Source organism: Pseudomonas entomophila, assembly GCF_023277925.1.
Taxonomy (GTDB): domain Bacteria; phylum Pseudomonadota; class Gammaproteobacteria; order Pseudomonadales; family Pseudomonadaceae; genus Aquipseudomonas; species Aquipseudomonas entomophila_D.
Window position 1 is genome coordinate 2,545,316 of the sequence record NZ_CP063832.1, and the last position, 17,246, is coordinate 2,562,561.

Sequence of the window (17,246 nt, forward strand, 5' to 3'; positions counted from 1 at the left end):
GGCAGACCTGCAAAAAGGCACCAGGACAGTTCAAGAGCCGGCATCCCTGCACCTAATCGGTGCCAGGCCTCTGCTCCATTTCAGTGAAAGGGGGGGCCTGCGTGGTTTTTTCTTGGGATTGTCGTGGATTGGGTTAAGGTTTATCGGTATCCGCGCGGCTGGCGCACGCTTTCAGCGCAGGCGCCAACAGACACGCCCCGATCAGTAGCAAGGGTCGTACCAGCCCTGGCCACTGAACCTTCCGCGCGCCCCATTACTCGAAATAGCCATACACACCCACAGGGAGAGGCCCATCCATGGCCAGCAAATCGGCAAAGACTGCACAAGACATACTGATGGCTGACTTCCAGGCCTTGGTCCGCGACACCGAAAAGCTGCTCGCCGACACCGCCAACCTGGCGGGCGACCAGGCCGATGAACTGCGCGAGCAGATCCACGAGCGCTTGATGCAGGCCCGCGAAACCTTGCAGTTGACCCAGGATTCGGTACGCCAGCGCGGCCAGGCCGCCCTTGGCAGCGCCGAGCAGTACGTGCAGGAAAACCCCTGGCAGGCCATCGGCATCGCTGCCGGCGTCGGCTTGCTGATCGGCCTGCTGGCCAAGCGCTGAGAGGTGCCCATGGACAACGACGGCAACGGCGCCGCCACTTCCGGCAGACGCCTTGGTGCGGCGGTGCTGGGTTTGCTGCACAGCCATATCGAGCTGTTCGGTATCGAGTTGCAGGAACAGAAGGCTCGTACCCTGAGCCTGCTACTGTTCGCCGGGCTTGCGCTGGTATTCGCCCTGCTGCTGCTGACCGCCCTGTCCGGGCTGGTACTGGTGCTGCTGTGGGACAGTTATCGCCTGGCCGGCATCATTGGCCTGTGCGTGTTCTATGGCTTGGCCGCGCTGTTCTGCGGCTTGCGCCTGAAAGCCGCAGTGTTCGACGAGTCTTCACCGTTCGGCGCCACGCTCGAGGAACTGGCCAAGGACAGGGAGCGCCTGCTGCCATGAACCTGCCCGAAATACCCGATACCCGAAACCCACGGGAACTGCGCAAGGCGTTGTTGCGCCTGCGTATGGAAATGCACCGCCAGCAGATCCACCACGAATCCACCCAGTTGCTTGAACCGGTGCGCCGCCTGCGCGGCATGGGCAGCTCATTCGGCGAGGGCCTGGGCGTCCGGCATGGCTCGCTGTGGGGCCTGGGCGCTGTCGTGGCGCTGGGCTTCCTCACGGGTAAAGGGGTGCGCAGTGGCAACTTGAGGCGCCTGCTGCGCCTGGGCTCCAGCCTGGCACCGCTGATCCGCCTGTTCCTGAGCAGCGGCCGCCGCCCCTGAGCCCTGCACGCCCGTGCTTGCACGGGCGCGCCAGACCCTGGAAGCTATGCCCACTCAATGACGGGAGAACGAGCCTTGGACTGGCATACCCTGCTGACCCGCGAACGACTGGGCAAGGCCCTCGGCAGCTCTGAAGAGCTGGGCCGCAGCCCCTTTCACAAAGACCACGACCGCGTCATCTTTTCTGGCGCCTTCCGCCGCCTGGGACGCAAGACCCAAGTGCACCCGGTAACCAGTAACGATCACATCCACACGCGTCTGACCCACTCGCTGGAAGTGAGCTGCGTCGGCCGCTCACTGGGCATGCGCGTAGGCGAGACCCTGCGCGACAGGCTGCCGAACTGGTGCGAGCCCAGCGACCTGGGGATGATCGTGCAGTCGTCCTGCCTGGCCCACGACATCGGCAACCCGCCGTTTGGCCATTCCGGTGAAGATGCCATCCGCCATTGGTTCCAGCAGGCGGCCGGGCGTGGCTGGCTGGACGACATGAGCGACGACGAACGCGCCGACTTCCTCAACTTCGAAGGCAATGCACAAGGCTTTCGCGTCCTCACTCAGCTTGAGTATCACCAGTTCGATGGTGGCATGCGCCTGACCTACGCCACCCTCGGCGCCTACCTCAAGTATCCATGGACCGCTCGCCACGCCGATGCCCTGGGTTACAAGAAACACAAGTTTGGCTGCTACCACAGTGAGTTGCCGCTGCTCGAGCAAATCGCCGGCAAGCTTGGCCTGCCACAGCTGGAAAACCAGCGCTGGGCTCGCCACCCATTGGTCTACCTGATGGAGGCCGCCGACGATATCTGCTACGCCTTGATCGACCTCGAGGATGGTCTGGAAATGGACCTGCTGCAGTACACCGAAGTCGAAGCGTTACTGCTCGACCTGGTCGGCGACGACCTGCCGGAAACCTATCGCCAGCTGGGGCCAGGCGCTTCGCGACGTCGCAAGCTGGCAATCCTGCGGGGCAAGGCGATCGAACACCTGACCAACGCCGCCGCCCTCGCCTTCGTCGAACAGCAGGATGCCCTGCTTGCCGGGCGGCTGACAGGGGACCTGGTCGAGCACATGCATGGCCCGGCCCAGCGTTGTGTACTGCAGGCCAAGGACATGGCCCGCAAGAAGATCTTCCAGGACAAGCGTAAGACCCTCCAGGAGATCGGCGCCTACACAACTCTGGAAATCCTTCTCAACACCTTCTGCAGTGCCGCCCTGGAACAGCACGGCGGGCGCACGCCGTCCTTCAAGAGCCAGCGCGTCCTGGACCTGATCGGCAACAACGCCCCCGATCCGCACGGCACCTTGTACGACGCCTACCTGCGCATGATCGACTTCATCGCCGGCATGACCGATGGTTATGCCAGCGAAATGGCCAGCGAGATGACCGGACGTTCCAGTCCGACCTAGCGAATATGAAGCAGTGATGATGGCAGAGGCTGTCAATCACTGCATTAATCTGTAAGAAACTTCTTACCCACTAGCGATAGGTCAAAACATAATTTCATTTTTTCGCCAAAAAAAACTAAAAACCGAGAGACGAACGACTCAACATCTACACGTCCTGTAGCAAGATATCGATTTAGCTGTAAGCTATTTCCTATATATAGCTTTCGAACTGACCTTCCCTGCCCGCCGACATTCATCTGAGCTAATGTGCCGACTGTTTTCGCCACGCCGCATGGAATGTTGAATATGCACTCAGTATTTATTGTCGACGACCACCCGGTAATACGCCTGGCTATCCGGATGTTGCTGGAGAATCAGAATTACACGGTGGTTGGTGAATCGGACAATGGCGTCGATGCCATGCAGATGATTCGCGAAACACGTCCGGACCTGGTGATCCTGGACATCAGCCTCCCCAAGCTCGACGGCCTGGAAATGCTGTCCCGTCTACAAACCATGGCCATCCCCCTCAAGGTACTGGTGCTGACCGCACAATCACCAGCGCTGTTCGCGATTCGCTGCATGCACTCGGGGGCAGCCGGTTATGTCTGCAAACAGGAAGACCTGAGCGAGTTGCTCAGCGCCATAAAGGCGGTACTTTCCGGCTATAACTACTTCCCCAGCCAGGCACTCAATCCGGCGCAGGTAGATCGAGGACAGGAGCTGGAGCTGTTCCGCCAGGTGAACGACCGGGAACTGATGGTATTGCAACTCTTCGCACAGGGCAGAAGCAACAAGGAAATTGCCAAGGGCATGTTCCTCAGCAACAAGACCGTCAGCACCTACAAAAAGCGCCTCATGCACAAACTGCGCGCAAACACGTTGGTGGAATTGATCGATATCGCCAAGCGCAACGCGTTAGTTTGAGGTCACGATGTGGAGGTACATTGCAACATCCCTGCTCTGCCTGAGCCTCGGCACCCCCTTGCAGGGTGCCTGCGGATCCAATGACCCAGGCCAAACATACACCCTGCTCAGTCGCGCTTCACCGACATCGGCCCAGCCCACGCTCACCCCGGCCCAACGTGATTGGCTTACCACCCGTCAGGAGCTGGTCCTGGGAACTTCGGCACCGGATTACCCTCCGTTCGACATTGCCACCCGCGGCAATGAGTACCAGGGGCTCACCGCAGATTACGCTGGCGTAATCGGCAACGCCCTCGGCCTGCCGATCCGCGTGCAACGCTTCCCCAGCCGGGCATCGGCAGTCGCCGCCCTGAAGAATGGCCACATCGACTTGCTGGGAAGCGCCAATGGCTACGAAGCCTCGACCCAGGGCCTGGCCCTGTCACGGCCCTACGCCATCGACCAACCGGTACTGGTGACCCGCGAGGACGAGACGCGCGCGCTGGATACAGGCCTGAACGGCATGCGCCTGAGCATGCTCTACCACTACTTGCCACCCGGCGAGATCAACGCCACCTACCCAGACGCCGAACTGCTGACCTTCGAGTCGTCTACCCAGGCCCTGAACGCGGTAGCCTTCGAGCAAGCCGATGTGTTCATCGGCGATACCGTCTCCACTCACTACCTGATCAGCCGAGGCCATCTGCCAAGCCTGCGCATGGCCAATTTTGGCAAGCACGAAGCCGTAGGCTTCAGTTTTGCCTTGCGCGACGACGACAGGATGCTGCTGACACTGGTCGATGCTGCGCTGGAAGCCCAGTCAAGCAGTACACGCATCGATATATTCAAACGCTGGAGCGCCAGCAGTGGCAGCCTGCTGACCGACCGCAAGCTGCAGTTGTCGCCGCGGGAGGACAGCTGGCTGCGCGAGCATCCGGTGATGCGAGTGGTGGTCAACGATACCGCCGCCCCCCTTACCTTTTTCGACAACAACAACCGCCTGCGGGGGATCGTCGCCGATCTGCTCGAACTCATTCGCTTGCGCACTGGTCTACGCTTCGACATCCAGCGCGCCAGTGGCGATGGCGACATGATCGAGCAACTTGAGTCCGGCCGTGCCGACATCATCGCCACCCATTCCACCAATACGCGTCGCGCCAACGCATTGCAGGTCAGCAGGCCCTACCTGGAAAGTGCCTACGTGCTGGTGGGCCGAAACGGGGCCGAGCAACCCAGCACCCTGAAGCTGCTCAAGGGCAAGCGCGTGGCCGTCCCTCGTGACAGTAGCGTGGCAGCGCTACTGACCAGCCGCCACCCGCTGGTCCATCAGGTCGCAACGGAGAGTGCCTATTACTCCATGGTGCTGCTTGAAAGCGGTGCAGTGGATGCTGCGATCGCCACCCTGATCGATGCCAATCACATGGTGGCGACCAGCAGTGACCTGGTGATCCGCAGCACGGTCGGCACGGAACCGGCAACCTTCTCGATGGCGACAAATCCCCAAGCCGGCGAGTTGGCGTCGATTCTCGACAAGGCGCTACTGAGCATATCCCCCGAGGAGCTCGGGGTGATCAACAGCCGATGGCGGGACCACGGCGTGCGCGATGACGCCTACTGGCGCCATTACCGCAAGGTCATCGTGCAGGTGGTAGGCGTCATCGGCATGCTACTGGTGCTTGCACTGATCTGGAACGCACGTCTGCGCCGCCAGATCAAGCAACGTCAGCGAGCCGAGCGCGCCCTGAACGACCAGTTGGAGTTCATGGGGGCCTTGCTCAACGGTACCCCCCACCCGATGTACGTTCGAGACCACGAAGGGCGCTTGCAGAGTTGTAACGACAGCTACCTGCAAGCGGTGGGGGCCAGCCCCGAGCAGGTCATCGGCAAGCGCCTGGAGGACACCCCGTTCTGCGATGCTGATTACACCCGGCAGGTCCAGGACGACTACCAGCGCGTCATGGCGCAGGGTAAACCCTTGATTCTGGACCGCCCTCTACACCTGAACGGCCGAGAACTGACGATCTATCACTGGATCCTTCCCTACCGCGACTCGCTGGGCGAGATGCAAGGCATCATCGGCGGCTGGATCGACATCAGCGAACGCCGCAATCTGGTCCAGGATCTGCGCCTGGCCAAACAGCAGGCGGATGACGCGAACCGAGCCAAGAGCACCTTCCTCGCCACCATCAGCCATGAGATCCGCACACCGATGAACGCGCTGATCGGTATGCTGGAGCTGGCCCTACGCCGCGCAGACCAAGGCCAACTCGATCGACCTGCGTTGGAAATCGCCCATCACTCGGCCCAGGACCTGCTCGGCCTCATCGGCGATATCCTGGACATCGCTCGCATCGAATCCGGCCACTTGACCCTCGCGCCCGAACCTGTCGACCTGGCCATGCTGGTCGAGTCTGTCGGACGGGTATTCGACGGCCTGGCCCGCCACAAGGGCCTGACATTGAAAGTGGCCATCACCGACGCGGCGCGTTGCCACGTGATGCTTGATCCACTGCGTTTCAAGCAGGTGCTGTCGAACCTGGTCAGCAACGCGATCAAGTTCACCGAGCAGGGCCAGGTGCGCATCAGCGTGAAGCTGCGCAACGACCACGAACGGGAGACCCCCTCCCTTGACCTGGAAGTGCGTGACAGCGGTATCGGCATCCACGAGGAAGACATACAGCGACTGTTCACGCCCTTCGCACAGGCCAATCCCTACAGTGATGGCGCCCGTGCCGGCACTGGGCTGGGGCTGGTCATCAGCCGCAACCTGTGCGCGATGATGGGGGGCGAACTGAGCCTGCAGAGCCTGCAAGGCGTGGGAACACGTGTACGCCTGACCATGCCCCTGCAATGTGTCGACCCCGTGGAACCGCTCCCCCGCATGGCCACGGACATCGAACTGCCGGATGCGCGCCTGAAGACCCTGGTGATCGACGATCATCCCGCCAACCTGTTGCTCATGGCACAACAGTTGAACTACCTGGGGCTGCGCCAGGAGAGCGCGCGCGATGGCCGCGATGGGTTGCGCAAGTGGCGTGAAGGCTGTTTCGATGTATTGATCGTCGACTGCAACATGCCGGGAATGAATGGCTATGAACTGGCCCGGACAGTGCGCGCCGAAGAGCACCTGCACGGTCGCCCGCGCTGTATCATGCTCGGCTACACCGCCAATGCCCAACCTGAAGTGCGCCAGCAATGCCTGGACGCAGGAATGGATGACTGCCTGCTCAAACCCATCGGCCTGCAACTGCTTGGCCAACGCCTTGCGAGCATTGCTCGCCACGGCAGGCCGTGCAATGGTTGCGACGAACCAGGGCATCGCTTCGACCTGGACGGCTTGAGTGCCATCGTCGGTGACAACGTCAACGACCGCGACCGCATACTGAGCACCCTGTACCAGAGCCTGCAACAAGATATCAGCACACTGATGGCTATCGACCCGCAGCTGCATGCGGATGAACTGGCAGCCCAGGCGCACAAGATCCTCAGCGCGGCAAGGATGCTGGATGCCAGATCATTGATCCAGGCGTGCGAAGCACTCGAGGAGCCCGGCCTGTCTCAGCGCGAGCTGAAGATACGCCGTCAGGCATTGGCACGGCATATGCGCCGTGTGGAGAAAGCCCTGGCCAGGCAACTGGGCAGCCTGGCCGAAGCGAAGTAAGCGGCACAGCGACTGTGCCGCATACCGATCACGATGCCGGATTGATCGGTTTTTCCGGGTACCAGGCATCCAGCAGCGGGCTGACTTCGATATTGGTCAGTTCGCTGCGGCCTTTGAGCCAGGCTTCGACAGCGGCGCGCTGTGCTTCGGTGACCGAGCCACGTTCGGCCTTGCAGACCAGGCCGAAGTCGTCGCCGCCGACATAGTCCAGACCATTTGCATCCATGGCTTCAGCCAGGAAGGCGTCGAGGAAGGCATCGATGGCTTCATCGGACAGGTCTTCCTTGAAACCCAGGTTCAGTTCGAAACCCAGCTCCTGGAATTCGTCCACGCACAGTTTCTTGCGCAGGCGACGGGAACGGTTGGTAGCCATGAAACAATCCTCTCAAGTAATTACGCGCGGCACTTTACCAGTTTCCGGCGCACAGCGGCGCTTTTCCGTCGAATACAGCCCATCGGCGCTACGCTTGGGGCATAATGCGCACTCTATTCGTCCTGGGGTCATCATTTCTTACAGCCCCGTTACCCTTTCCCCTCGTGCAGGGTTCATACCTTTATGATCAAGACGCTCCGCCCACTGCTGCTCGCCGGCGTGTTGCTGCCCCTGGCATTCCCCAGCCAGGCCGCCGCCGTCAACACCACCCTCCCGCCCAAGGTGCAACAGGCACTCAAGACCAACAAACTGCAGGACTCGGCGCTGTCGCTGGTGATGCTGCCATTGGATGGTCCGGGCACCGCAACGGTGTTCAACGCCGACGTCTCGGTCAACCCGGCTTCGACCATGAAGCTGATCACCACCTACGCCGCGCTGGAGCTGCTGGGCCCGACCTACCAGTGGAAGACCGAGTTCTATACCGATGGCACCCTGAGCAACGGCGTGCTCAACGGCAACCTGTACCTCAAGGGCGGCGGCGATCCCAAGCTGAACATGGAGAAACTCTGGCTGCTGATGCGTGACTTGCGGGCCAATGGTGTGCGCACGGTAACCGGCGACCTGGTCCTGGACCGTAGCCACTTCGTACAGCCCAACCTGCCGCAGTTCGATGACGACGGCGGCGACGTCAACAAGCCGTTCCTGGTCAAGCCCGACTCCCTGCTGGTCAACCTCAAGGCCTTGCGCTTCGTGGCCCGCAACGACGGCGGCAAAGTGCTGGTATCGGCCGAGCCACCGATCGCCAGCATTCGCATCGACAACCAGGTCAAGGCAGTGGCCGGCAAGCAATGCACGGGCGACGTGCGCTACAACCCGGTGACACAAGCCGACGGCGTCAGTGTGACCGTTACCGGGCAACTGGCGGATGGTTGCAACTCGCAGACCTACCTGTCGCTGCTGGATCACCCGACCTACGCCGCCGGCGCCGTGCGTGCCATCTGGAGCGAGCTGGGCGGCACCATCCAGGGGCAGGATCGCTTCGAAGACGCACCCAAGTCCGCACGCCTGCTGGCCCGGGCCTTCTCGCCAGATCTGGTCGAGGTCATCCGCGACATCAACAAATACAGCAACAACACCATGGCGCAGCAGCTGTTCCTCAGTATCGGCGCGCAGTTCCGCACCGACGCCGATGGCGATGATGCACGGGCAGCCCAACGCGTGGTGCGCCAGTGGTTGGCCAAGAAAGGTATCACCGCGCCCCACCTGGTGATGGAGAACGGCTCGGGCCTGTCCCGCGCCGAACGCGTCAGCACCCGCGAAATGGCCGCGCTGCTGCAGGCCGCCTGGAAGAGCCCCTACGCTGCCGAGTTCATCAGTTCGATGCCGCTGGTGGGCATGGATGGCACCATGCGTAAACGCCTGAAGCGCACGGCGATGAGCGGTGAAGGGCACATCAAGACCGGCACGCTCAATACCGTGCGGGCAATTGCCGGGTTCAGCCGCGACAGCAACGGCCACACCTGGGCGGTGGCGGCCATCCTCAACGACCCCAAGCCATGGGGCGCCTCGCAGGTGCTTGACCAGGTATTGCTGGACCTCTATCGACAGCCAAAAGTCGGCAATGGCACCGTGGGCGTCATGCCCTGATGCCCGCCTGCCCCCACGAAGCGCCTTGCGCGCTCGTGGGGCGTGCTCGATCGGGCTTCAGATAAAGACCTGACCACGCAGGTACAGCGCGCCTCGCCCACTGATGATCACCCGCCCGTTCCCCGGCACCTCGCATTGCAACTGCCCCTTGCGCGCCCCACCCTGTTCGCAGCGCACGCTGGCCTTGCCCAGGCGCTGCGACCAGTAAGGCGCCAACGATGTGTGTGCCGACCCGGTAACCGGATCCTCGTTGACCCCCACCCGCGGCCCAAACCAGCGTGTGACAAAATCGAATCCGCGCCCTGGCGCAGTCACCGCGATCCCGCGCACATCGAACGCCGACAACGCGACGAAATCCGGTTTGAGTGACTCGAGCAGCGCCGCATCATCGATCACCAGCACATAGTCGTCTGTCCGATACAACGCACGGGCGCTATCCAGGCCCAATGCCGCCAGCAAACCATCAGGTACTTCCACGGCTACCGGCTGCTTGGCGGGGAAGTCCATGGCCAACAGGCCATCGGCCCCACGGCTTACCCTGAGTTCACCGCTACGGGTATTGAAACGCAGCACTTCGGCCGGCTCACCCAACTGCTCGAACAACACCCAGGCGGCAGCCAACGTCGCATGGCCACACAAGTCGACTTCGACGGCCGGGGTGAACCAACGCAAGTCGAATGCTTCGCCGTTGCGCACGAAGTAGGCGGTCTCGGACAGGTTGTTCTCTTCGGCGATGCGCTGCAGCAGGTCATCCGGCAGCCACTGCTGCAAGGGAATCACTGCCGCAGGGTTGCCGCCGAACGGCTCGGAGGAAAACGCATCGACCTGAAAAATCTCGAGTTGCATGCAACGACTCCTTTCAAGCCCGACACAACGCCGGGTGGGTATCGGAAAACGGCTTATCCACGTACGGGTGTCAGCACCGGCTCACCCGCGAAGAACGCCTGCAGGTTGCGCAGCACCAGGGCCACGGTATCACGGGCGGCCTCAGGGGACTGGCCCGCGACGTGCGGGGTCAGCACAGTATTGCCCAACGCCTTGAGCGCACCAGGCACGGCGGGTTCATCGTCGAAGACGTCCAGCGCGGCGCCGGCGATCTGGCCCTGGCGCAAGGCGGCGACCAAGGCCTCGGTGTCCACCACGCTGGCGCGGGCGATATTGACCAGGTAACCCTCGGCGCCCAATGCCTCGAGCACCTGGGTATCGACCAGGTGGCGAGTTCCGTTGCCACCCGGGGTGGCGACCACCAGAACATCCACCGCGTCGGCCAGGTGCCGAGGGCTGTCGTACCAGGTGTAGGGCACATCGGTACGCGGAGTACGGCTGTGGTAGCTGACATTCATGTCGAAGCCAAGGGCAGCCCGCCGGGCAATCGCCTGGCCCACTGCGCCAAGGCCGATGATACCCATGCGCTTGCCGCTGACCGAGGGGCTGATCTGTCGATTCCACTCACCACGGCGAGTGCTGGCATCGGCACGGGGAATATCGCGCAGCAGCGCCAGCAACAGGGCCATGGCATGGTCGGCGACCGGTCCGGCATTGGCACCCGCGCCATTGGTAATGGTGATACCCCGGGCCGCGGCGGCGGCCAGGTCGACTTGCTCGTAGCCGGCACCGATCACGCAGATGATCCTCAGGTTGACCAGCGTATTGATCTCATCTGCGGTCAGGCCCAGCGGACCACGGGTGAGCACAGCGTCGATCTGATGGGCATGACGGGCTATGGCGTCGGCACGCATCTGCGGTGATGGGGCACGGATCAGCCGGTAGCCTGCTCGTTCCAGCAAAGGCAGGTAGTCGTCAACGGTTTCCACCAGCACCAGGACTGTCTTGCTCATGCCACCTCCGGTTCAATGCGAAGGGGCATTATGCGCGGGCAGCGCAAGTTGGGCTATCCAAGGGTGGCCGCGCCCGGTCGAGCGAAAACCTATTGAGCGAACGCACGCCCCAGGCCACCCGGCACACCACTGCTGTCGGTCTCCTGCCATGGGCCATTGGGGCTCAGCGACCAGCTCCAGCCGTTGTTCCAGCGGTAGTAGGTGCGCTGGCGGTAGAAGGTGTTGGGTTGCCTTTCCAGCACGTAGACGCCCATTTTCGGGTCCCAATGGCTGGCGCCACCGGGTGGCGGCGCAAAGCTGGCCGAGGTGCGAGGCATGGGTTTGGGTGTCGGCGCTGGCGTGCTTGGCTTGCCGCCCGGCAGCGGCTTGGCCGCTGGCCCTTTGTGCGCTGGCGCGGACTCGATCGGCGGTAGCGATTGCCGCTCGCCTGGCTGGTGCACCGTACACGCGGAAAGACCCAGGGCCAGAGTGATCAGGGTCAGGCGGACGGTGCTGTTCATGAGGCTGCTCTCTTAGGAGTCGGGGCTGTCGATAATCAGGTGCTGGGGCGCTCGCGTAGTGGTGGGCAGAGGCGCCCCCTGGGCTTTCCATTCACCACGGGTGGGAACACCAGCGCGCGAGACACGAGCAACCAATTGGACTTCGGCAAAGTCCGACAGTTTCATTTGCGGCATCATTGCATCGGCGTCCGACAGCTCCACCTCGATGGGTAATTGCGCCACCGTGACACGCTTGGCGGCCAAGGGCATGGGCGGGCCATGGCTGGCACGGGCGAAGATGAACACGGTGTCATCCGGGCGCACCTTGTCCTTGAGCGCCGCGGCCAGTTCGACCCGCACTTTCAGACGCGCCGCCTCGGCGACCTTGCCACCGGAAGCCTTCAGTTTGTCCGCCGCTCGGTCAATACCGCCCTGCAGCGCGGCGCGCGAGGCGTCGCCCTCCGGCAGTTGGGCGAGCAGGCGTTGCCAGAAATCGATGGCCTCCTGATAGCGTTCACCCTCGAAGGCGGCAATACCCCGTAAGCCAAGGCTGGTGACCTCTCGCGGGTCGGCCTTCAGTGCTTCGTCGGTCAATGCCAGCAACTGTGCGTTCCATTGCTTGTCGGCAGCGAAGTACAGCGCCTGGGCCCATTGCCCGAGCAGCTCGGGCTGACGCCCGGCCAGGGCCACGGCACGCTCGAAAGCCTTGGCGGCATCTGCCGGGCGCTGATCGGCCATGTACGCCCGACCGAGGAAGTACAACCCTTCGGCGGAGTCCGGCTGCGCCTGCACGGCACGCTCAAGGCGCGCCGTCATTTCCTGCATGGATTGCGGCGCGCTGGCGAACTCCTGGGTCAGCTCGACCTTGTCGGCGGCACCGAAGTGCAGATACAGCCCCAACGCCATGGCTGGCACCAGCACCGACGCCAGCAGCGGGACAGCCTTGCCCAGATGGCCTTGCGCGGAGGCGCCGTTGCGCTCGGTGTCAGCCAGCAGTTCGCGGGCAGCCTCGTCACGGCCCTTGGCCAGTTGCCCGGCATCGAGCACACCAGCCTGCTGCTGGGCTGCCAGTTCGGCGACCCGCTCTTGATAGAGCGCCACATTGAGCGCGGTACGGTCCTGTTCGGCTTGCTGGCGACGACGGCCACGCAAGATGGGAATCAACAGGAATGCCAGGGCGGCGAGCAGCAACAGGCCCGCGCTGAGCCAGAATTCAGTCATGGTCGGTTTCTTTTTCCAGCAGTTTGGCGAGACGCTCGCGTTCAGCGGCGGACAGTTCCGAGGGGCCGGCCACGGCCTGGTTGCGACGACGGCGGACGATCACCGCCAGCACCACGAAACCGCCGGCCAGCAGGATGCCCGGGCCGAACCACAGCAGCCAGGTGCGCCCACTGAGCGCCGGCTTGTAGCGCACGAAGTCGCCATAGCGGTCGACCATGAAGTCGACGATCTGTGGGTTGCTCTTGCCCTCACCGAGCATGCGGAAGATCTCGCGGCGCAGGTCGGCGGCGATCGGCGCGTTGGAGTCGGCGATGTCCTGGTTCTGGCACTTGGGGCAGCGCAGCTCCTTGGTCAGTTGCTGGTAGCGCTCACGCTCGGCGTCATCGCGAAACTGATACGTGTCGATGGCCGCCTTGGCCACACCGGCCAGGCTCATGCCCAGCACGGCGGCTGCAAGCCAGCGCTTCATGGCCTGGCCTCGTCGACCAGGCCCTGGTACAGCGGTGCCAGCTGCTCACGCCAGACCGTGGCGTCGACCACGCCCACATGCTTGTAGCGGATGATGCCTTTCGCGTCGACCAGGAAGGTTTCCGGCGCGCCGTACACACCCAGGTCCAGGCCCAGCGAGCCTTGTGGGTCGGCGATGTTCAACTGGTACGGGTTGTGGAACTCGGCCAGCCACTTCAGCGCGGCGGCGTTGTCGTCCTTGTAGTTGACCCCGTGGATTACCACGCCCTGCTCGGCCAGCTGGTTCAGGTAGGGGTGCTCGACCTTGCAGGACGGGCACCAGGTACCCCACACGTTGACCAGCGCCGGACGCCCGAGCAGGTCGGCCTGGGTCAGGGTGCGGTCATCCTGCACCGACGCCAGGGAGAATGCCGGGAATGGCTTGCCGATCATTGCCGAAGGCAGTTCGTCGGGCTTGAGGAACAACCCCTTGTAGAGAAAGACCGCCACCAGCAGGAACACCGCCAGTGGCACGACCATGATCCAACGCTTCATGCAGTTGCTCCAGACACGCCCAGGGCCTCACGCACCCGGGTCTTGACCTTGACGCGGTAGCGCCGGTCGAGGGCCGCCAGCAAGCCGCCCAGGCCGGTCAGAAGACCGCCCAGCCAGATCCAGCGGACATAGGGTTTGATATGCACCCGCACTGCCCAGGCGCCGTTTTCCAGCGGTTCGCCCAAGGCGACATACAGGTCGCGGGTGAAACCGGCGTCGATGCCGGCCTCGGTCATCATCGACTGCTGCACGGTGTACAGGCGTTTTTCCGGGTGCAGCACGGACACTTCGCGGCCATTGCGCGAGACGCGGATAGTGCCCTTGTCAGAAATGAAGTTCGGGCCTTCAAAGTGTTTGGCGCCCTCGAACAGGAAGTGGTAACCGCCCAGCTCGACGGTCTCGCCCGGCGCCATGCGCAGGTCGCGCTCGGCACTGTTATTGCTCGACAACACCACGCCCAGGGCACAGACCACCAGCCCCAGGTGCGCCAGGTGCATGCCCCAGTAGCTGCGGTTGAGCCCACCAAGGCCTTTGACCAGGCCCTTGTGACGGGTCTTGTCGAGAATGTCGCGCACGCCGCTCAGGACTACCCAGGCGGCCAAGGCGAACACGCTCAGGATCGGCCAGTCGAAGTCATCGACGATCAACCCGGCAACTGGCGCCAGCACCGCGCTGCCAACCAGCACCGGCGTCATCATGCTCGTCAGCCATTTGCCTGGCGTATCCTTCCAGCGCACCACCACGCCCAGGCCGAGCACCACCATCAGCAACGCCATCAACGGCAGGAACAGCGCATTGAAGTAGGGCGGGCCGACCGACAGCTTGGCGCCGGTCAAGGCATCGAGCACCAGCGGGTAGAGGGTGCCGAGCAGGATCGTCGACGCCGCCACCACCAGCACCAGGTTGTTGGCCAGCAGCAGGGTTTCACGGGACCACAGGGCGAAGCCGACCTGGCTCTTGACCACCGGTGCGCGCAGGGCGAACAGCGTCAGCGAGCCACCCACCACGAACAGCAGGAAGAACAGGATGAAGATGCCCCGCGACGGGTCGGCGGCAAAGGCGTGCACCGAGGTCAGCACCCCCGAGCGAACCAGGAAGGTGCCCAGCAGGCTCAGGGAGAACGCAGCGATGGCCAGCAGCACGGTCCAACTCTTGAACACCCCGCGCTTCTCGGTGACCGCCAGCGAGTGGATCAGCGCCGTGCCCACCAGCCACGGCATGAACGAAGCGTTCTCCACCGGGTCCCAGAACCACCAGCCGCCCCAGCCCAGTTCGTAATAGGCCCACCACGAGCCGAGGGTGATACCTACGCCAAGAAATGCCCAGGCAACGATGGTCCAGGGCCGTGACCAGCGCGCCCAGGCCGCGTCCAGGCGCCCGCCGAGCAACGCGGCGATGGCGAAGGCGAAGGCCACCGAGAAGCCCACGTAGCCCATGTACAGCATGGGCGGGTGAACGATCAGGCCGAAGTCCTGCAGCAGCGGGTTGAGGTCGCGACCATCGCCCGGCACCTGCGGCAGCAGGCGCTGGAACGGGTTGGAGGTGATGATCAGGAACGCCAGGAAGCCCACGCTGATCATGCCCATCACCGCCAGCACACGGGCCAGCATCACCTGTGGCAGTTGACGCGAGAACACCGAGACGGCGAAGGTCCAACCACCGAGGATCAACGCCCAGAGCAGCAGCGAGCCTTCGTGGGCGCCCCAAACGGCGCTGAACTTGTAGTACCAGGGCAAGGCGCTGTTGGAGTTGCTGGCGACATAGGCGACCGAGAAGTTGTCGGTCATGAAGGCGTGGGTGAGGCAGGCGAAGGCAAAGGCGAGGAAGGCGAACTGCCCCCAGGCGGCCGGGCGTGCCAGGCCCATCCACAGCGAATCGCCACGCCAGGCCCCGAGCAATGGCACCGTGGCCTGCACGGCGGCGAAGCAGATGGCCAGGATCATCGACAACTGGCCCAGTTCGGGAATCACCAGGGCCGCGTTCATGGCTTGGCCCCCGCGTCGCTGGCCGCCTGGCCGCTCTCCTTGAGCGCCTTGGTGACTTCAGGCGGCATGTACTTCTCATCGTGCTTGGCGAGGACTTCATCAGCTACCACCACGCCGTCGGCATTGAGCTTGCCAAGGGCGACGATGCCCTGCCCTTCGCGGAACAGGTCGGGGAGAATGCCACGGTAGGTGATCGGCACCGACTTGGTGTAGTCGGTGACCACGAAGCGTACGTCCAGCGAGTCGGCCGAGCGCTGCACCGAGCCTTTCTCGACCATGCCGCCGGCGCGAATGCGGGTATCCAGCGGCGCTTCGCCATTGGCGATCTGCGTCGGGGTGTAGAACAGGTTGATGTTCTGTTGCAGGGCGCTCAGGGCAAAGCCCACGGCCACGCCGACACCGACCAGCAGGCCGAGGATGAGGAACAGGCGTTTCTTGCGCTGCGGATTCACGGTTTGCTCTCCCGGCGCAGACGGCGCGCCTCTTCTTGCAGGTAGCGACGGCGAGCCAGCAGTGGCGCGGCGACATTGAGCGCCAGCACCGCCAGGCAAATGCCGTAGGCCGACCACACGTACAGGCCATGGTGGCCCATGGCGAGGAAATCACTGAAGGATGCGAAGCTCATCGTGCCGCCTCCCGGCCCAGGCTATTCAACACTTCATCGCGCACCCAGCTGGCCCGGGCTTCACGCTTGAGCACTTCGAGGCGCATGCGCAGCAGCAGCACGGCACCAAAGAAGCAATAGAAACCCAGCGCCGTGAGCAGCAGCGGCAGCCACATCTCCGCCGGCATGGCGGGTTTTTCAGTGAGGGTGAAGGTGGCGCCCTGGTGCAGGGTGTTCCACCACTCCACCGAGTACTTGATGATCGGGATGTTCACCACCCCGACGATGGCCAGCACCGCGCAGGCCTTGGCCGAGCTGTCGCGGTTACTGATGGCCTGGCCCAGGGCGATGATGCCGAAGTACAGGAACAGCAGGATGAGCATCGAGGTCAGGCGCGCATCCCAGACCCACCAGCTGCCCCAGGTGGGTTTGCCCCAGATCGCGCCAGTGACCAGCGCCACCGCGGTCATCCACGCACCAATCGGTGCCGCGCACTGCAAGGCGACATCGGCCAGCTTCATCTTCCATACCAGGCCCACCACCCCGGCCACCGCCAGCAGCACATAACAGGACTGCGCCAGCATCGCCGCCGGGACGTGAATATAGATGATGCGGAAGCTGTCGCCCTGCTGGTAGTCCTGGGGGGCGAAGGCCAGGCCCCAGGTGACGCCGACCAGCAGCAACAGGATGGCGGCGACGGTCAGCCACGGCAGCATGCGGCCGCTGATGGCATAGAACCATTTGGGAGAGCCCAGTTTGTGGAACCACGTCCAACTCATTTTCATCAGGGTACATCCAGGGTGTTGCCCAGGCTGCGGTGCCCGGG

Annotated in this window: 18 protein-coding genes; 7 read left to right on the forward strand and 11 right to left on the reverse strand. The window is 63.3% G+C overall.

The window, feature by feature from the left end; translation table 11 throughout:
- The first annotated feature begins 296 nt into the window (after window positions 1–296).
- The 6 genes from IM733_RS11045 (at window position 297) to IM733_RS11070 (ending at window position 7,271) form a co-directional block, all read left to right on the forward strand.
- Window positions 297–608, forward strand: a complete 312-nt coding sequence (locus tag IM733_RS11045) for a DUF883 family protein (protein WP_248920869.1) — start codon at window positions 297–299, stop codon at window positions 606–608.
- Window positions 609–617: 9 nt separating this feature from the next.
- Window positions 618–992 (forward strand): phage holin family protein, encoded by a 375-nt coding sequence (locus IM733_RS11050; RefSeq protein WP_248920870.1) that lies wholly within the window; start codon window positions 618–620, stop codon window positions 990–992.
- Window positions 989–1,318, forward strand: a complete 330-nt coding sequence (locus IM733_RS11055; protein WP_248920871.1) for a hypothetical protein — start codon at window positions 989–991, stop codon at window positions 1,316–1,318. Before IM733_RS11050 ends, IM733_RS11055 begins: the two co-directional genes overlap by 4 nt.
- Window positions 1,319–1,393: 75 nt before the next feature.
- A complete protein-coding gene (locus IM733_RS11060; protein ID WP_248920872.1) occupies window positions 1,394–2,725 on the forward strand; it encodes a deoxyguanosinetriphosphate triphosphohydrolase in 1,332 nt (443 codons plus the stop codon).
- Window positions 2,726–3,010: 285 nt separating this feature from the next.
- Window positions 3,011–3,631 carry a response regulator transcription factor gene (locus IM733_RS11065; protein WP_248920873.1) on the forward strand — a complete coding sequence of 207 codons (621 nt, stop codon included), beginning with the start codon at window positions 3,011–3,013 and terminating at the stop codon, window positions 3,629–3,631.
- Between the two features lie 7 nt (window positions 3,632–3,638).
- On the forward strand, window positions 3,639–7,271 hold the full coding sequence (locus tag IM733_RS11070) for a transporter substrate-binding domain-containing protein (protein WP_248920874.1): 3,633 nt from the start codon (window positions 3,639–3,641) through the stop codon (window positions 7,269–7,271).
- Window positions 7,272–7,299: 28 nt separating this feature from the next.
- Here IM733_RS11070 and IM733_RS11075 read toward each other — a convergent pair whose 3' ends face one another.
- Window positions 7,300–7,644 (reverse strand): YggL family protein, encoded by a 345-nt coding sequence (locus IM733_RS11075; protein WP_248920875.1) that lies wholly within the window; start codon window positions 7,642–7,644, stop codon window positions 7,300–7,302.
- Between the two features lie 183 nt (window positions 7,645–7,827).
- Between IM733_RS11075 and dacB the strand changes: the two genes are divergently transcribed.
- Window positions 7,828–9,291 carry a D-alanyl-D-alanine carboxypeptidase/D-alanyl-D-alanine endopeptidase gene (dacB, locus tag IM733_RS11080; RefSeq protein ID WP_248920876.1) on the forward strand — a complete coding sequence of 488 codons (1,464 nt, stop codon included), beginning with the start codon at window positions 7,828–7,830 and terminating at the stop codon, window positions 9,289–9,291.
- 57 nt (window positions 9,292–9,348) lie between these two features.
- Here dacB and IM733_RS11085 read toward each other — a convergent pair whose 3' ends face one another.
- From IM733_RS11085 to IM733_RS11130, 10 genes are all read right to left on the reverse strand, one after another.
- On the reverse strand, window positions 9,349–10,137 hold the full coding sequence (locus IM733_RS11085; protein ID WP_248920877.1) for a PhzF family phenazine biosynthesis protein: 789 nt from the start codon (window positions 10,135–10,137) through the stop codon (window positions 9,349–9,351).
- Between the two features lie 53 nt (window positions 10,138–10,190).
- Entirely contained in the window at window positions 10,191–11,129 is a 939-nt protein-coding gene (locus IM733_RS11090; RefSeq protein ID WP_248920878.1) for a 2-hydroxyacid dehydrogenase, read from the reverse strand.
- A gap of 89 nt (window positions 11,130–11,218) precedes the next feature.
- Window positions 11,219–11,629 carry a hypothetical protein gene (locus IM733_RS11095; protein ID WP_248920879.1) on the reverse strand — a complete coding sequence of 137 codons (411 nt, stop codon included), beginning with the start codon at window positions 11,627–11,629 and terminating at the stop codon, window positions 11,219–11,221.
- Window positions 11,630–11,641: 12 nt separating this feature from the next.
- The gene (gene ccmI / locus IM733_RS11100) at window positions 11,642–12,829 is read right to left on the reverse strand and encodes a c-type cytochrome biogenesis protein CcmI (RefSeq protein ID WP_248920880.1); all 1,188 of its coding nucleotides are present in this window, start codon (window positions 12,827–12,829) and stop codon (window positions 11,642–11,644) included.
- Window positions 12,822–13,298, reverse strand: a complete 477-nt coding sequence (locus IM733_RS11105; protein ID WP_248920881.1) for a cytochrome c-type biogenesis protein — start codon at window positions 13,296–13,298, stop codon at window positions 12,822–12,824. Before IM733_RS11105 ends, ccmI begins: the two co-directional genes overlap by 8 nt.
- Complete coding sequence (locus IM733_RS11110) at window positions 13,295–13,831, reverse strand: DsbE family thiol:disulfide interchange protein (RefSeq protein ID WP_248920882.1); 537 nt, start codon at window positions 13,829–13,831, stop codon at window positions 13,295–13,297. The genes IM733_RS11105 and IM733_RS11110 overlap by 4 nt, the downstream gene beginning before the upstream one ends.
- Window positions 13,828–15,801 (reverse strand): heme lyase CcmF/NrfE family subunit, encoded by a 1,974-nt coding sequence (locus tag IM733_RS11115; RefSeq protein ID WP_248921159.1) that lies wholly within the window; start codon window positions 15,799–15,801, stop codon window positions 13,828–13,830. Before IM733_RS11115 ends, IM733_RS11110 begins: the two co-directional genes overlap by 4 nt.
- Window positions 15,802–15,812: 11 nt before the next feature.
- Window positions 15,813–16,268: a cytochrome c maturation protein CcmE gene (gene ccmE, locus IM733_RS11120; protein ID WP_240064252.1), complete on the reverse strand. Its 456-nt coding sequence runs from the start codon at window positions 16,266–16,268 to the stop codon at window positions 15,813–15,815.
- Window positions 16,265–16,441 (reverse strand): heme exporter protein CcmD, encoded by a 177-nt coding sequence (gene ccmD / locus IM733_RS11125; RefSeq protein WP_011534872.1) that lies wholly within the window; start codon window positions 16,439–16,441, stop codon window positions 16,265–16,267. Before ccmD ends, ccmE begins: the two co-directional genes overlap by 4 nt.
- Window positions 16,438–17,205, reverse strand: coding sequence for a heme ABC transporter permease (locus tag IM733_RS11130; RefSeq protein WP_248920883.1), 768 nt, complete (start codon window positions 17,203–17,205; stop codon window positions 16,438–16,440). Before IM733_RS11130 ends, ccmD begins: the two co-directional genes overlap by 4 nt.
- Window positions 17,206–17,246 lie beyond the last annotated feature (41 nt).

Bases quoted from the DNA above. Each gene is read 5' to 3' on its own strand.
- IM733_RS11070 (WP_248920874.1), top strand. From the start codon at position 3,639: ATGTGGAGGTACATTGCAACATCCCTGCTCTGCCTGAGCCTCGGCACC.
- ccmI (WP_248920880.1), bottom strand. From the start codon at position 12,829: ATGACTGAATTCTGGCTCAGCGCGGGCCTGTTGCTGCTCGCCGCCCTG.
- IM733_RS11050 (WP_248920870.1), top strand. From the start codon at position 618: ATGGACAACGACGGCAACGGCGCCGCCACTTCCGGCAGACGCCTTGGT.
- IM733_RS11095 (WP_248920879.1), bottom strand. From the start codon at position 11,629: ATGAACAGCACCGTCCGCCTGACCCTGATCACTCTGGCCCTGGGTCTT.
- IM733_RS11090 (WP_248920878.1), bottom strand. From the start codon at position 11,129: ATGAGCAAGACAGTCCTGGTGCTGGTGGAAACCGTTGACGACTACCTG.
- IM733_RS11045 (WP_248920869.1), top strand. From the start codon at position 297: ATGGCCAGCAAATCGGCAAAGACTGCACAAGACATACTGATGGCTGAC.
- ccmD (WP_011534872.1), bottom strand. From the start codon at position 16,441: ATGAGCTTCGCATCCTTCAGTGATTTCCTCGCCATGGGCCACCATGGC.
- IM733_RS11055 (WP_248920871.1), top strand. From the start codon at position 989: ATGAACCTGCCCGAAATACCCGATACCCGAAACCCACGGGAACTGCGC.
- IM733_RS11065 (WP_248920873.1), top strand. From the start codon at position 3,011: ATGCACTCAGTATTTATTGTCGACGACCACCCGGTAATACGCCTGGCT.
- IM733_RS11105 (WP_248920881.1), bottom strand. From the start codon at position 13,298: ATGAAGCGCTGGCTTGCAGCCGCCGTGCTGGGCATGAGCCTGGCCGGT.
- IM733_RS11075 (WP_248920875.1), bottom strand. From the start codon at position 7,644: ATGGCTACCAACCGTTCCCGTCGCCTGCGCAAGAAACTGTGCGTGGAC.
- IM733_RS11130 (WP_248920883.1), bottom strand. From the start codon at position 17,205: ATGAAAATGAGTTGGACGTGGTTCCACAAACTGGGCTCTCCCAAATGG.
- dacB (WP_248920876.1), top strand. From the start codon at position 7,828: ATGATCAAGACGCTCCGCCCACTGCTGCTCGCCGGCGTGTTGCTGCCC.
- IM733_RS11110 (WP_248920882.1), bottom strand. From the start codon at position 13,831: ATGAAGCGTTGGATCATGGTCGTGCCACTGGCGGTGTTCCTGCTGGTG.
- IM733_RS11085 (WP_248920877.1), bottom strand. From the start codon at position 10,137: ATGCAACTCGAGATTTTTCAGGTCGATGCGTTTTCCTCCGAGCCGTTC.